Source organism: Pseudomonas chlororaphis subsp. piscium, assembly GCF_003850345.1.
GTDB lineage: Bacteria > Pseudomonadota > Gammaproteobacteria > Pseudomonadales > Pseudomonadaceae > Aquipseudomonas > Aquipseudomonas piscium.
Genome location: NZ_CP027707.1, coordinates 2357171 through 2372018, shown reverse-complemented (window position 1 = coordinate 2372018; position 14848 = coordinate 2357171). Strand labels below are relative to the sequence as shown.

The 14848-nt window shown below is 65.3% G+C and carries 13 protein-coding genes; 6 read left to right on the top strand and 7 right to left on the bottom strand.

Annotation, left to right across the window (positions count from 1 at the left end):
* The first annotated feature begins 28 nt into the window (after positions 1-28).
* The 3 genes from C4K38_RS11065 (at position 29) to astA (ending at position 3674) form a co-directional block, all read left to right on the top strand.
* A complete protein-coding gene (locus tag C4K38_RS11065) occupies positions 29-1372 on the top strand; it encodes an APC family permease (protein WP_053278366.1) in 1344 nt (447 codons plus the stop codon).
* Between the two features lie 192 nt (positions 1373-1564).
* Positions 1565-2581: an arginine N-succinyltransferase gene (locus C4K38_RS11060; RefSeq protein ID WP_053278365.1), complete on the top strand. Its 1017-nt coding sequence runs from the start codon at positions 1565-1567 to the stop codon at positions 2579-2581.
* Positions 2582-2639: 58 nt separating this feature from the next.
* Positions 2640-3674 carry an arginine N-succinyltransferase gene (astA, locus tag C4K38_RS11055; RefSeq protein ID WP_053278364.1) on the top strand — a complete coding sequence of 345 codons (1035 nt, stop codon included), beginning with the start codon at positions 2640-2642 and terminating at the stop codon, positions 3672-3674.
* A 65-nt stretch (positions 3675-3739) separates the two neighbouring features.
* Here the strand turns inward: astA and C4K38_RS11050 are convergent, their stop codons facing one another.
* The 3 genes from C4K38_RS11050 to C4K38_RS11040 all read right to left on the bottom strand — a co-directional run bounded on the left by C4K38_RS11050 (position 3740) and on the right by C4K38_RS11040 (position 6808).
* Positions 3740-4138: a carboxymuconolactone decarboxylase family protein gene (locus tag C4K38_RS11050; RefSeq protein ID WP_053278363.1), complete on the bottom strand. Its 399-nt coding sequence runs from the start codon at positions 4136-4138 to the stop codon at positions 3740-3742.
* 207 nt (positions 4139-4345) lie between these two features.
* Positions 4346-5590 carry a M20/M25/M40 family metallo-hydrolase gene (locus C4K38_RS11045; RefSeq protein ID WP_053278362.1) on the bottom strand — a complete coding sequence of 415 codons (1245 nt, stop codon included), beginning with the start codon at positions 5588-5590 and terminating at the stop codon, positions 4346-4348.
* A 93-nt stretch (positions 5591-5683) separates the two neighbouring features.
* Entirely contained in the window at positions 5684-6808 is a 1125-nt protein-coding gene (locus tag C4K38_RS11040; RefSeq protein WP_053278361.1) for a diguanylate cyclase, read from the bottom strand.
* A gap of 262 nt (positions 6809-7070) precedes the next feature.
* Here C4K38_RS11040 and hglS point away from each other — a divergent pair, with 262 nt between their 5' ends.
* The 3 genes from hglS (at position 7071) to C4K38_RS11025 (ending at position 9286) form a co-directional block, all read left to right on the top strand.
* Positions 7071-8465, top strand: a complete 1395-nt coding sequence (gene hglS / locus C4K38_RS11035) for a 2-oxoadipate dioxygenase/decarboxylase HglS (RefSeq protein WP_053278360.1) — start codon at positions 7071-7073, stop codon at positions 8463-8465.
* A gap of 235 nt (positions 8466-8700) precedes the next feature.
* Complete coding sequence (locus tag C4K38_RS11030; RefSeq protein ID WP_053278359.1) at positions 8701-8994, top strand: type II toxin-antitoxin system RelE/ParE family toxin; 294 nt, start codon at positions 8701-8703, stop codon at positions 8992-8994.
* 1 nt (position 8995) lies between these two features.
* Complete coding sequence (locus C4K38_RS11025; RefSeq protein ID WP_053278358.1) at positions 8996-9286, top strand: addiction module antidote protein; 291 nt, start codon at positions 8996-8998, stop codon at positions 9284-9286.
* A 413-nt stretch (positions 9287-9699) separates the two neighbouring features.
* Here the strand turns inward: C4K38_RS11025 and C4K38_RS11020 are convergent, their stop codons facing one another.
* From C4K38_RS11020 to C4K38_RS11005, 4 genes are all read right to left on the bottom strand, one after another.
* Complete coding sequence (locus tag C4K38_RS11020) at positions 9700-10287, bottom strand: hypothetical protein (RefSeq protein WP_053278357.1); 588 nt, start codon at positions 10285-10287, stop codon at positions 9700-9702.
* A gap of 127 nt (positions 10288-10414) precedes the next feature.
* Positions 10415-11491, bottom strand: coding sequence for a lipocalin-like domain-containing protein (locus C4K38_RS11015; RefSeq protein WP_053278356.1), 1077 nt, complete (start codon positions 11489-11491; stop codon positions 10415-10417).
* Positions 11481-13997: an ABC transporter permease gene (locus C4K38_RS11010; protein ID WP_414860341.1), complete on the bottom strand. Its 2517-nt coding sequence runs from the start codon at positions 13995-13997 to the stop codon at positions 11481-11483. The genes C4K38_RS11015 and C4K38_RS11010 overlap by 11 nt, the downstream gene beginning before the upstream one ends.
* Entirely contained in the window at positions 13963-14631 is a 669-nt protein-coding gene (locus C4K38_RS11005; protein WP_053278355.1) for an ABC transporter ATP-binding protein, read from the bottom strand. Before C4K38_RS11005 ends, C4K38_RS11010 begins: the two co-directional genes overlap by 35 nt.
* Between the last annotated feature and the right edge of the window lie 217 nt (positions 14632-14848).

Sequence of the window (14848 nt, the reverse complement as noted above, 5' to 3'; positions counted from 1 at the left end):
CCCTTTGGCTGACAAGGAGAACCTCTTCATGGAGATTGAAGAATTCGGCTACAAACAGGAACTCAAGCGCGGCCTGACGCTGCGCGACCTGGTGGTCTACGGGATGATTTTCATGATCCCCATCGCCCCGTTCGGGGTCTATGGCTATGTGAACCAGGAAGCACCGGGCATGGTGCCGCTGGCCTACATCATCGGCATGCTGGCGATGCTCTTCACCGCCCTCAGCTACGGCAGCATGGCCCGCGCCTTTCCCATCGCCGGTTCGGTCTACTCCTACGCCCAGCGCGGGCTCAACCCCCATGTCGGGTTCATCGCCGGCTGGCTGATGCTGCTCGACTACCTGCTGATTCCGCCGCTGCTGTACGTCTACGCGGCCATGGCGCTGAACCACCTGTACCCGGACATTCCCAAGGTCGGCTTCATCCTTGCCTTCCTGGTCAGCGCCACCTTCGTCAACCTGCGCGGCATCACCTTCACCGCACGGATGAACATTGTGTTTCTCCTGGCGCAGCTGGTGGTGCTGGGGATCTTCCTGTTCTACGCCTGGAACGCCCTGCACGGCGGCACCGGTAACGGCCAGCTGACCCTGGCGCCGCTGTACAGCCCGGAAAACTTTCACTTCGGCATGCTGATGCAAGGCGTGTCGATCGCCGTGCTGTCGTTCCTCGGTTTCGATGCCATCTCGACCCTGGCCGAAGAGATCAAGAGCGAGCCGGGCAAGAGCGTCGGCCGCGCCGCGCTGATTACCCTGCTGGTGATGGGCGCGATCTTCGTGGTGCAGACCTGGATCGCCACCGACCTGGCCGCCGGCATGGGCTTCAAGTCGGCCGACACGGCCTTCTACGAGATCGCCGAAATCGCCGGCGGCAGCTGGCTGGCGACCCTGACCGCAGTGGCCACCGCGCTGGCCTGGGGCGTGGCGGTGGCCATCACCTCGCAAGCGGCGGTGTCGCGCCTGCTGTTCGGCATGGCCCGCGACGGCAAGCTGCCGAAGATCCTGGCCAAGGTCCACCCCAAGCACAACACGCCGCACGTCAGCATCTACCTGGTGGCCGTGCTGTCGCTGCTGATCTGCTACCTGTTCATCAACTCGGTGGACACCCTCACCTCCCTGGTGAACTTCGGCGCCTTGAGCGGTTTCATGCTGCTGCACCTGACCGTGATCAATCACTACTGGCGTCGCAACAAGTCGACCCAGGTGCTGCGTCATCTGATTTGTCCGGTGATCGGCTTCCTAATTGTCTGCGCGATCATGTACAACATGGGGGTCGATGCGCAGAAACTCGGTTGCATCTGGATCGCCATCGGCCTGGTCTACCTGTTTTTCCTCAACAAGCTGGGCGCCAATACGGCGCTGGCCGATCCACTTTAATCAACACCCCCGGCCGCCGCGGCACCATGAAGGTGCTCCGGCGAATCCGAGTGGGCGCCGACAGGCGCCCGCGTGCCACCGCCCGCCCTCGCGGGCCGTGGCAGTAATGCGTGGAAACCGACAGTGATTGTCAGGTTCGGCGCCCCAGGTCTCGCGGCCAGGCGTCGATCATTTTGATACAGGAGTAGATCCATGCTGGTCTTACGCCCAGTTGCGCCAGACGATTTGCCGGAGTTGCAACGGCTGGCCCGTGAAAGCCTGGCGGGGGTGACGTCCCTGCCGGACGATCGACAACACCTGCTGGACAAGATTCTCGACTCCTGCGCCTCCTTCGCCGCCAACGTGCAGGCGCCGGGGCCGGAGAACTATTTTTTTGTCCTGCACGACCCGGCCCGCGGCCAGCTGCGCGGCTGCTCGGAAATCCTCGCCATGGCCGGGTTCTCCGCGCCCTTCTACAGCCTGCGCAACCGGCCCTTCGTCAGCAACTCGCGGGAGCTGAACGTGCAGCATGGCGTGCCGACCCTGTCGCTGTGCCAGGACCTGAGCAACCACAGCCTGCTGTGCGGCTTTCATATCGACCCGGACCTGGTCGGCACGCCCATGGCGGAGCTGCTCTCCAGGGCCCGCCTGCTGTTCATCGCCGCCCATGGCTTGCGCTTCGCCGACACCAGCATCACCGAGATCGTCGGCTACAGCAGCGACGACGGCCACTCGCCGTTCTGGGATGCCCTGGGCAAACACTTCTTCGACCTGCCCTATGTCGAGGCCGAACGCCTGTGCGCCCTGCGCAGCCGCAGCTTCCTCGCCGACCTGATGCCGCAATACCCGATCTACATCCCGATGCTGCCCAAGGCGGCCCAGGACTGCATCGGCCAGGTCCACCCCCAGGGTCGCGAGGCCTACGAGATCCTGCTGCGCGAGGGGTTCGAAGCCAACCACTATGTCGACCTGTTCGACGGTGGCCCGACCTTGTACGCCCGCCACAGCGGCGTTCGCTCCATCCGTCACAGCCTGATCGCCAACGCCTGCCCGGGCCAACAGAGCGGCAGCGGCCGGGCCTGGCTGGCGAGTAACGAGCGCCTGGGGCAATACCGGGCGGCCCTGGTGCACCTGGACGAAGCACCGGGGGACCTGGTCAACCTTGACCCGGAAAGCTTCCAGGCCCTGCAACTGCAATCCGGCGACCCAGTACGGCTGGTCGCCCTATGAAGACCCCCGGACAGGTTTACATTCGCCGCCGCAACAGGCGCGCAGAAGGAGCTGCATCATGATCGTTCGCCCGGTACGCGTGACCGACCTGCCCGCGCTGATGGCCCTGGCCCAGCGCGCGGGCCTGGGGCTGACCAGCCTGCCGGCCAACCAGGAGCGCCTGACCCATCGGATTCGCTGGGCCCAGCGGACCTTTGCCGAGCAGGTGGAACGGGCCGACGCCGACTACCTGTTCGTGCTCGAAGACGACGACCAGCAAGTGATCGGCATCAGCGCCCTGACCGGCGCCGTGGGCCTGCGCGAACCCTGGTACAGCTACCGGGTCGGCATGACCGTCAATTCGGCGCCGCACCTGGGCATCCGGCGGCAGATCCCGACCCTGTTCCTGAACAACGAAATGACCGGCCAATCGGAACTCTGCTCGCTGTTCCTGCGCCCCGACCAGCGCCGTGACAGCAACGGCCGGCTGCTGTCCCTGGCGCGCCTGTTGTTCGTCGCCGAGTTCCCGCACCTGTTCGGCAACAAGCTGATCGCCGAGCTGCGCGGCAAGGGCGACGAGAACGGCTGCTCTCCCTTCTGGAACAGCCTGGGCCGGCACTTTCTGCAGATGGATTTCGTCCAGGCCGACCACCTGTCCAGCCTCGGCCATAAACCCTTTATCGCCGAACTGCTGCCGCGCCAGCCGCTGTACACCTGCCTGCTCAGCGAACCGGCCCAGGCCGCGATCGGCCAGGCCCACGAAAACGCCGAGGCGGCGCTGGCCATCCTGCGCCACGAAGGTTTTGCCCATCAGGGCCATATCGATATCTTCGACGGCGGACCGGTGATCGAGGCCGAGCTGGGCAAAGTCCGCGCCGTGCGCGAAAGCCAGGTGTTGCCGCTGCTGGTCGGCACCACGGACAATGACGCGCCGACCTGGCTGATCCACAACCGCCGGCTGGAAAGCTGCCGCGTCACCAGCGCCCGTGGCCGCCTGGTGTCCGGCTGCCTGCTGGTGGATCGCCTCAGCGCCAAGCGCCTGCAACTGCAACCCGGCGACCTGGTGCGCGCCGTGCCGCTGCTCGCCACCCAGGCCAAGGCAGCGGCGGCCTGAATGCCTGATGACGGCGCTGGCCGATACGAGCAGCGCCGAGGGCCGCATCCCTCCGGGTCACAGACTCATTCAAGCTTGAATGCATCATCCAGCGGCACCCGGTAGCCGTTGGCCAGGCGATTGGTTTCGTTGGCCATGCCGACCACCGCCTGCAACTCGCCGAACATCGCCTCCGTCATCCCCGCCTTGCGCGCCGCGGCAGTGTGCGAAGCAATGCAATACGGACAGTTGTTGGTGACGCTGACCGCCACGTAGATCAGCTCCTTGGTCAGCGGATCGAGTGCCCCCGGCGCCATGATTTCCTTGAGACTCTCCCAGGTACGCCGCAGGGTCGGCGGATGGGCCGCCAGGCATTTCCAGAAGTTGTTCACCTGATCGACCTGACGGGTACGCATGATGTCATCGAACACCGCCCGCACTTCGGGGCTGGCGTCAGTGTATTCGGTAAGGTGGTGGTTGCTCATTGAAAGCTCCGCTGTGGGGGGACGAGGCTTTCGAGTATAGGCAGGTGGATCGGAGGTGCCCGCACCATCGCCATCGCGGGCAAGTCGGATCGCCGCCCGCTCGCTCCTACAGAAGATTGCATAACCCGTAGGAGCGAGGCTTGCCCGCGAAAAAATTCGAGACAACGCGGTGCCGGGGAAGCACCACGTTATCTTCGAGCCCTGCGATCAGTGCTTGGCCGACAACTCCATGATCATCCGCGCCAGCAGGTAGATGCGTGGCGCCACGCTCTCGACTTCGGCGTATTCCTCGGGGGTGTGGATATTGCCGCCGACGATGCCGAAGCCATCCAGGGTCGGCGTGCCGACGCCGGCCGACAGGCTGGAGTCCGCCGCCCCGCCGCTGCCCTCGATGGTCAGCTTGCGCCCCAGCTCGCCGTAGATGCCCTGGGCCATGGCCACCAGCGCATCGGACTTCTCGGTCTGCGGCATCGGCGGCAAACCGCGTTGCAAGGTGGTTTTGACTTCGGTGTCGGCGATCAGCTTGTTGGCCGAAACCCGCGCCAGGTCCTTCTCGATGCGGTCGAACTCTTCCGGCACCGCCGCCCGCACATCCGCCTTGGCGATGGCCTGGTCGGGAATCACGTTGGTGCGGTCGCCGGCCTTGAGCACGGTGAAGTTGATGGTGGTTTTCTTCGCTTCATCCCCCAGCTTGCCCAGTTGCAGGATCTGGTGCGCCGCTTCCATCGCCGCGTTGCGCCCCAGCTCCGGCGCGACCCCGGCGTGGGCGGCCTTGCCCTTGACCTCCACCAGCGCCGTGGCGCTGCCCTTGCGCCACACCACCAGGCCATCGGCCGGGCGCCCTGGTTCCAGGTTCAAGGTCACGTCGTGGGCCTTGGCGGTTTTCTTGATCAGCTCGGTGGCGATCTCGGAACCGGTTTCCTCGCTGGCGTCGAGCAGGAAGGTGATCTGTGCATAGTCCTTGAACTTGAGGTTATCCAGGACCTTCAGCGCGTAGATCCCGGCGACGATGCCGCCCTTGTCGTCCATCACTCCCGGGCCGTAGGCGCGGCCATCCTGGATGCGGAACGGCCGCTCGGCCGCGGTGCCTTCCTTGAACACCGTGTCCATGTGCGCCATCAGCAGGATCCTGGCCTTGCCGGTGCCCTTGAGCGTGGCCAGCACATGGCTGCCGCCGGCAGCGCCGTTGGGGACTTTTTCGATGCTGGCGCCGAGCTTCTTCAGCTCGGCGATGGCGATGTCGCTCACCTGGTTCAGCCCCGCCTCGTAGCCGGAACCCGAGTCGATGTTCACCAGGCGCTCCAGCAGTTTCAGGGCATCGCCCTGGTATTGCTGCGCATCGTTCTGTACTTGTGGGTGGGGTTCGGCGATAGCCTGGGTGGCCAGCAGGCCAAGGGCAAGGGTCAGGCCGATACGGGCGGCCAGCAATGAGCGAGGGGAAGTCTGCGTCATGAATCGGTCCTTGTTTCGTGTCGGAAGATGCCCGCCCACCCTACCTGACAAATTCGCCCCCCTCCATGCTGGCGCAATGCTCTGCGAGCGGCCTCACAACGAGTTCAGCAGGACCTTTGGCAAGTGGTCGCCGCGGCGGCAGCTGACCTTGTTGCGGCCGGTGGTTTTCGCCTCGTACAAGGCCTGGTCGGCATCGTTCAACCAGTCCAGGGCATCGCTATGGTCCGGGCAATAGGCCGCCAGGCCGATGCTCAGGCTGACCTGCAGGGCCGGATTCTGCTCATAGCCCAATCCGCCGAAACGGCAACGCAAGGCCTCCATCAGTTCGGCGGCATGCTCCAGCGGCACGTCCGGCAGGATCACGCAGAACTCGTCGCCGCCGTAACGCCCGGCCTGGTCGCTGATCCGCAGGTTCTGCTTGAGCAGCTTGCTCAACTGGCGCAACACGATGTCGCCGGCGACATGGCCGTAGGTGTCGTTGATGGCCTTGAAATGGTCGATGTCGATCAGCGCGATGGCGCCGCCCTGGTTCTGGGTCGAGGCCTGGCGCCGGCAACGCTGGAACTCGATTTCCAGCTGATCCTTCCAGGCCCCGTGATTGAGCAGGCCCGACAGGCTGTCGGTGCGGCTCAGGGCCAGCAATTCGCGTTTGTGTCGGGACAGGACATTGGCCTGCTGGTAGCAGATAAACCCCAGGGCCAGCGGATACAGGGTCAGCATCGGCAAGCAGGCATAGAGTTGCAGCGAACTGCTCTGGGCCACGAAACCAGCGCCGAACAGCAGCAGCGCAAGGGCGATCCCCAGCACTTGCGCCAGACAACCGGCAAGGAAAAAGGGCACGCCGCCCAGGGCGATATTGTTCATCGCCATCAGCGACAGGGTGGTGGTGGTCGGCAGCGGATTGAAGTGCATGGCCCCCACCCAGAACCCGCCGAGGAAGGCATCCACCAGCAAGTTGCGATGCTCGCCGCGGAACGGCACTGCCGAGCGGCGTGCCCACTGGTACGCCAGGTGCGGCCAGATGAAGGCATTGAACAGCATGAACGCCCAGACCCAGGGCGATGGATGCAGCGGGTACATGCCCGCAGCCACGCAGAAAAACCCCAGGGCCAACCCCAGAATTCGCGTTTTGTACAGCCTCCTGGCCAGTGAAAGTCCCTTTCCTCCATTGTGCGGCGTCAAGGCCAAGTCGCCTCCGTTGAACGGTACGCAAGCCATGGTATGCGGTGGTGTTCAGAAGTCTATCAGCGCAACGGCAAATAGCCATCACCGCTCAGCCCCCGGAACCGCTGCGGCTCGCCTGGTCGCAAGGGGCCGTGTCCGTCCAGGGAAAACCGTCCAGCCGCCCTGCACGCCTGCATTCATTTGCAGAATGAAGTCCGGAAGAAACTTCGTTTGTCAGCCCACCCCGCGCCCACCAGAATCAAGCCCAGCCAACACCGCTACCCTCTTTGTCTCACTACGCCGGGAATCCTTGTTTATGAGCCTGCAGAGCTTCGTCAGCCCAGACCTGATCCGCCAACGTTTTTCACGGGCGATGTCGGACATGTACCGTGAGGAAGTGCCGCTGTACGGCGCCCTGATGGAACTGGTGGCCCAGGTCAACGCCGGGGTCCTGGGCCGCGACGAGAGGATCGCCCGCCAGCTGCGCAGCACCGGCGAAATCCAGCGCCTGGACCTGGAGCGCCACGGCGCCATTCGGGTCGGCACCGCCACGGAACTGGCGACCCTAGGCCGGCTGTTCGCAGTCATGGGCATGCAGCCGGTGGGTTACTACGACCTCACCCCGGCCGGGGTACCGGTGCATTCCACGGCCTTTCGCGCGGTGCATGAAAGTGCCCTGCAGATCAGCCCGTTCCGGGTCTTCACCTCGCTGCTGCGCCTGGAGCTGATCGACAACCCGCAACTGCGCGACTTCGCCGAATCGGTGCTGGCCCGCCGGACGATCTTCACCCCGAGCGCCCTGGCCCTGATCGAACAGGCCGAAACCCAGGGTGGCCTCGACGACAGCGCCGCCGAGGAATTCGTCGAGCAGGCCCTGGAAACCTTCCGCTGGCACCACAGCGCCACGGTCACCGCCGAGCAGTACCAGCAACTGAGCGCCCAGCACCGGCTGATCGCCGACGTGGTGGCGTTCAAGGGGCCGCACATCAACCACCTGACGCCGCGCACCCTGGACATCGACCAGGTGCAGGCGCTGATGCCCGCCCATGGCATCACGCCCAAGGCGGTGATCGAAGGCCCGCCGCGCCGGGACTGCCCGATCCTGTTGCGCCAGACCAGCTTCAAGGCGCTGGAGGAAGCCGTATCCTTCACCGACCAGCCCGACAGCCGCGGCAGCCACAGCGCGCGCTTCGGCGAGATCGAACAGCGCGGTGCCGCCCTCACCCCCAAAGGCCGGGCGCTGTACGACCAGCTGTTGAACGCCGCGCGTGATGCCCTGGGGGACTTCCCCAACGAAGCCAACGCCCAGCGTTACAACACGCTGATGGCCGAACACTTCCGCGCCTTTCCCGACAACCACCAGACCATGCGTGAACAGGGCCTGGCGTACTTCCGCTACTTCGTCAGCGACCAGGGCCTGGCCGCGCGCCAGCAGGCGGACCGGCCGACGAGCCTGGAGGCGCTGATCCGCGCCGGGCATGTGCGGGCCGAGCCGCTGGTGTACGAGGACTTCCTGCCGGTCAGCGCCGCCGGGATCTTCCAGTCCAACCTGGGCGACGATGCGCAAAGCCATTACGCCGGCCACTCCAACCGGCAGGCCTTCGAGCGGGCCCTAGGGCGCCCGACCATCGATGAACTGCTGCTGTACGCCGACACCCAACAGCGCTCGCTCCAGGAATGCGCCACGGCACTGGGCCTGCCTGCTCTCTGATTTTGCGTCCCACAGCATCAGCCAGAACGGCTGATGCTGGCCCTTTCCCGCACCTGCCGCAGGGCAATGGCTACAGGGTGTTTCGCCAGCCCTGATCGACAACATGCCGATACGAAACAGCCCGCCCCGCCCGCTCCTCTCCTGCTTACCTTCCCATGACATCTTCAGGCGCACCGTCAGTCGCCTGGGGGTCATTACCCCTTTTTATTTTGTCTCTATATGGATACAGTCACTCATGGATTACGAGATCCAGCAGACGACCGTCTTTGCCCAATGGCACACCAGACTACGGGACCTGCGCGCCAGGATAGCCATCGCTCGGCGTATCGAGCGGGCTTCGGCGGGCAACCTGGGCGATGTGAAAAACCTCGGCGGCGGTCTCTCGCAAATGCGCGTGAATATGGGCGCCGGCTACCGCATCTATTTCACGGTTCGCGGCAATACCCTCATCGTCCTGCTGCTGGGCGGCGACAAATCCACCCAGCCAGCCGACATCTGCCAGGCTCGTTCCCTGGCCAAGGAGTTCTGATATGTCCGACACACTGGTTCCCTTCGACATCGCCGCCCTGCTCGACAGTGACCAGGCGATCAGCGAATACCTGTCCCAGGTCCTGGCCGATGGCGATACCGATGAACTGATCCGCGCCCTGGGCCACGTCGCCAGGGCCCGGGGCATGACGCAGATTGCCAAGGCCACCGGCCAGGGCCGGGCCAGCCTCTACAAGGCCTTTGCCCCGGGCGCCAAGCCGCGCTTCGATACCGTGGTCAAGGTCATGCGCGCGCTGGGCCTGCAGCTGTGCACCACAGTGCCCCGTGGCTGAAGCTGGCCAAGGTAGCAACGGGAAGTACGGGGCAATAAAGGAAAACGTTGTGTGTGCCAGCTGTGTGGCTGGAGAGAACAGCTGAGAAGCCCTGGCAAGCGCTGACAACAAGTGTCGGGCCTGTGTGGGTTGCATGAGCGGATTGGCGAGAATCGTAGGGCGGGAACCCCAAAGAGGGTGTTCGCCCAGTGCTCTGGCCTGGCAATCCATGCACCGGTAAAGAGCCCTTGCACCGGGCGAACGAGAACTATTTTAATCGAACAACAAAAGAAAGTCCGTGCACATATTCTGAAGAATTCTGAACACAAAGCTGGCGGAAAATTTTTCATTTCGCTCACTTTCGTTCAACTCCTCTCACGGACCTCCCGAGATCCGGCGCGCCGGCCGCCACAACGACCAGCGCCCGGTTTCAGTCAACCTTCGTGCTGAGTAGTAACTTGCAACACATCGGTATAGGTCACCACCACGCTCTGGCCGACCTTGAGGTCTTTCAGCCGGGCCTGGACTTCCGGTTTTTCCACGTTCAGGACCTTCTTGTTGCCCGCCGGCCCCTGGAAGGTCAGCTGGTTGTTCTTCAGGTCGATAGCGGTGATCTTCAGTTGCACCTGCACCTGGCGATAGGCTTCACCGCCCGGGTTGGGGTTGTCCTTGGTGGCGCGAGTCACCCCGGTGCGTTCGGCGGAATCCGGCAGGCCTTTTTCCACATTGGTGTCCAGCACCGCCACCACCGCGTGGGTGACCCGCACATTGACCTGGTCGCCCACCTTCAGATGCCCCAGGTCCTTGGCCTGATCGCTGAGTTGCACATGAACCGGTTGGCCCTGGGCGCCTTCCAGCACCACGCGATGTTTTGCGGCGTCGACGGAGAGCACCTTGGTCACCAGCTCATCGGCCTCCACGCTACCGGCCAACGGAATGTCGGCGGCGTAGGCATGCAGGCTGGCAGCGGACAACAGAGTGGCCAAGGCAACGGCTTTGGCCAGAGAGTGAAGCGGCTTCATAGAAGTTCATCCCTGTAATTGAAGACAAGACCCGCGCCTTTCAGGTGCGCGGTGCCGCTTGAGCATAGACGCCATTGAGCACTTCACCTCGCTGGGCGCCAGTTTGTTGCCCTACCGCTCAGGCGCTTCAGTAACCGGTCATCTCCAGATAACCGCTGCCGGTATGGCTGCCGCTCAACTGCACCGGGCCTTCCCAATAAGGAATGCGCAGGTTCATCCAGGCCTTGGGGTTGAGCGCCTCGGCACTGACATCGAGACCATGGCCCGGAATACGCAAACGCCAGTGGGTGGGCAGCGTGCGTCCGGCCACCTTGGAGTCCGCCAGCGGGGTGAGCTGGATATCCTCCTTGTGCAGGGTCTGGGTGTGGCCGTTGGGGTCGATCCAGGTGCCGGTGATATAGGGCGGCTTGTGGTTTTCCCGCACGCGGAACAGCATCAGCCGCTCGCCGCTGTCCAGGTGCAGGGAGAACCAGTCCCAGCCGCTCTGCCCGGCCGCCAATGGCTGGCTGCTCCATTCGCGGTCGAGCCAGGCCGGGCCGCTGACCTGATAGGTCTGGCCGTCGATCTGCAGGCTGCCGGAGGCCTGGAAAAACGGCTGGCTGTAGTAATAGGACGCCTGGCCCTGCTCGGACTTGCGGCTGTAGCCCGCCTCGCCCTGGAGCACCAGGGGCCGGTCGCTGCGCAGCTGCAAGCGGTAGGCGAAACCCGGGCCGCTGGCCTGCAATTGCATGTGCGCCAGCGGGTCAGCGTCGGCGGACTGGCTGGTAAAGCTCCAGTCGTCGATCCAGGCCTTGAACGGCTGCACGGTCACCCCGGCCTGCCCCACTCCGCCACGGGCATAACGTTCGGCGGCGTGATGGGTGTTGGCCGAGGTCGCCGCGGCGTGGCCCAGCCAGACGTTGGGGGCCTGCCAGCCGGGTTGGTCGGGCTCAGCGCGCAAGGCACTGCGAAACAGCGTCCACTGCACGCCGAAGCGCTGGCCGTCGCTGGCCTTGAGGTCGGCGGTGAGGTACCACCACTCGATGCGAAAACCGTCATGAACGCCATGGTCTGCCGGGAAGCTGAACACCCGCCCCGGCACCACCTGGGTGAACGCCGCGGCGTCCTCGCCCAGGCCGGCGAAACCTTGCGCCGGCTCGTCGGCTTTATCGCAGCCGCACAGGGCTGACACCAGTAATAGGCCAAGCAGCCGTTCAATCTTCATGGGCGAAAGTCCTGAGCAGATCCGCCGGCTGGCTGCGATACAACCGCAGCAACGGCCAGGCCGACGCAAGCAAGGTAGCCAGTACTGCCAGGGCCAACAACTGCACCAGTTGCAGCGGGAACACCCGCAACGGCAGGCGCCAGCCGAACGCCTGGACATTGATCACCGTGTCCAGGCACCAGGCCAGGGCGATGCCCAGCGGCAGCGCCAGGAGCAAGGTCAGCAGCGCCAGCAACCAGGTTTGCCCGAGGTTGAGCAGCATCAACTGGCGCCGGCTCACCCCCAGCACCCACAACGGCGCGAGCTGGCCGAGGCGGCTCTGGCTCTGGGTCAGCAGGCTGATAAACAGCGCCACGCCGGCCACCCCCAGGGTCAGGCTGTTGAGCGCGGCAGTGGCGGCGAAGGTGCGTTCGAATATCTGGCTGGACCAGCCCTTGAGCTGCGCCTGCTCGACGATGCGGCTGTCCTCAAGGCTGAAGCGTTGCTGCAAGGCGCTTACCAGCGGCGCCACGGCGGACGGCTCGATGCGCAGATTAAAGCGGTTGGGCGTCAGCTGCGGCCAGTGCGCCAACAGGTGCTCGGCATTCACCAGCAGATGGCCCCTGGGGTTGCCGTAGTCGGCATAGATCGCCACCACTTGCGGCGCCCACTGCCCCACCGGCACGGGAATATCCAGCCGATCGCCCAGGCGTACCTTAAGCCGACGCGCCGTCTGTTCGCTAAGCATCAAGGTGTCGGCGCTAGCCAGCTGGCTCCAGGGCTGCTCGCCCAGGGCTTCGAGCAAGGGCCAGTGTTGGCGGTAGTTGCCATGGTCGATCACCCCGTACAGGTCCGCCGGCCAGCCTTGCAGTTGCAGCGGCACCTGCAAGACCGGCAGCACCGCGGCAATGGCAGGTTGTTCCGGCAACCAGCCCTGCAGCTCCCGCGCCTGTGCCGGGGTTTGCGGGTTGATGTACAGCTCGGCGCTCAGGCGCTGGTCGAGCCAGTCGGCGAAGGTCTGGCGAAAACCTGCGGTCATGCTGCCGGCGCCGATATTGGCGGCCATGGCCAGCAGCAGCGCCATCAACGCCAGGCTCAGGGCCGGCAACTGCTGCCGGCAATCGGCGAGGAACCACTGCCCGAGCACCGAACGGCTGCGCCCGAGCAACGCGCTGAGCAATGCATTGAGCAGCACCGGCAAGCCCAAGGCCGCTCCCAGCAGCAAGCCCGCCAGCAAGACGAAACCGCTGCCCAGGCTGTCGCCCCAGGTCCAGGCCGCGCCGGCCAGCACTGCCAGGGCCGTCGCCACCCAGGCCTGACGCCGCAACCAGCGCGCATAAGCCTGGTGCCAGGCCTGGGGATCGGCCAGCGCCAGCAGCGGCAGGCGCGCAGCCCGCAGCAAACTGTTGGCCCCCGCCAGCAAGGCGCCGAGCAGGCTCAGGCCGATGCCGCCCAACCACCACCATGGGCTCAGGCTCAACTGCCCCGCCACCTCGGCGCCATACAGGCCGCGCAGGCTGGCGGCGACATCCGGCAACAGCACGCTGGCCAGCAGGTAACCGCTGAGCACCCCGGCCAAGCCGCCGAGCAAGGCCAGGCCGCCCAGTTCGACACAGAGGCAGACAATCAGCATCCGCGCGCTGACTCCGCAGGCCCGCAGGGTGCGCAGCAGGCCGCGCCGCTGCTCCAGGGCCAGGCCGATGGCGGCGTGCACGATAAACAGGCCGACCAGGAACGACAGGAAACCCAGGGCATCGAGGTTCAGGTGAAAGCTCTCGGTCAGGCGCGCCAGATCGTTTTCCTCACTACCGCGCTTGAGCACCAGCAGACCCTTGAACGCATCGGGCAAGGCCGGCGCGCTGGCGGCGAAATCCGCCGGCAACAGCAGGCGCGAGACCTGCTGCGGCAAGCCCAGCAGCGGCTGGGCAAAACCTATATCCACCAGCAGCAGCCCCGGGGCCATGTCCGCCTGGCTGTGCAGCGGCGGCAGTGGCTGGCCGCTCGCGGTCATCGGCCGATCGCCTTGGCGATAGCCGAGGGATTCCAGGGTTTGCGGGGCGATCCAGGTGCTGCCCGGCGGGCTGACGAATTCGACCATACGCGCGGAATCCAGCACCTGGCCGGCGACCGGCGACCCGGCCGGCAACGACAGCGGCTCGATCCCCAGCAATTGCAGGCGCTGCTGTTCATGACCCTTGAGCGTCAGCCGGCCTTGCACCACCGGTGACACTGGCCAGCCGGCCCGGCGCAGGCCAACGAACAGCTCCTGGGAAAATGGCGCGCCGTTGGCAGTGGCCAGGCTGGCCTGGGGCGCGCCGCCGATCAGCTGGCTGGCCTTGGCGTAACTGTCCCGCGCCTGACTGTTGAGCGCCTGCACCCCGGTCAACAGGCTGGTGGCCAGCCATAGCCCGGTCAGCACACTGAAGAACTGCACCGGGTGCCGCCGCCAATGGCTGAGCAGCGCCCGCAGGCTGTGCCAGAAAACTCGCACCTCAGTGCTCGTCCGCGCCGGCCAGACGCCCGCCATGCAGCAGCGCGATCCGCCCCAGGCGGCCGGCGACACGCTGGCTGTGGGTGACCATCAAGAGGCTGGTGGGGGTATCGGCCAATAGCTCCAGCAACAGCTGCAGCACGTCGTCGCTGGTGGCTTCGTCAAGGCTGCCGGTGGGTTCGTCGGCCAGCAGCAGCCGCGGTTTCCCGGCCAGGGCGCGGCCCAGGGCCACCCGCTGTTGCTGGCCGCCGGACAGCTGTTCCGGGTAGCGCCGCAGCAGATCCCCCAGGCCCAGGCGCTCCACCAACTGCGCCTGCCAGCGCTCATCGAAACGCCCGGCCAGCCGCGCCTGGAACCCCAGGTTGTCCTCCACCCGCAGGCTGCCGATCAGGTTGAACTGCTGGAACACCAGCCCGACTTCGGTCCGCCGCCAGTTGGCCAACTGGTTTTCGTTCATCCGCTCCAGTTGGTGATCACCAATGCGGATGCTGCCGCGATCGACCTTGTCCAGGCCGGCGATCAAATGCAGCAAGGTGCTCTTGCCGCTACCCGACTCGCCCATCAGCGCCAGGCTACCGCCCTGCTCCAGCTGCAGGTCGACACCCTGCAACACCGTCAACGGTCCCTGGGGCGTGGCGTAGCTTTTGCAGACGGCTTGTACATCGAGCATGGGTGGGCTCTGGCAACGGAGGGCAGGCTCAAGGATAGCGCTTGTCGGAGCACGAGGGTTCGCGGCGCACAACTCCGCCCAGGGCTCAACCTGCGCTCAGCGGTATTGATTCGGACTGTTCGAACCGCGGATGGGCAGTTGCTGCCCATCCTGGCTGAAAGCGCACCTATGGAAGTGACTGCCGCGCCGCAGCGGTCTGCCGGGTGAACCCTAGCGT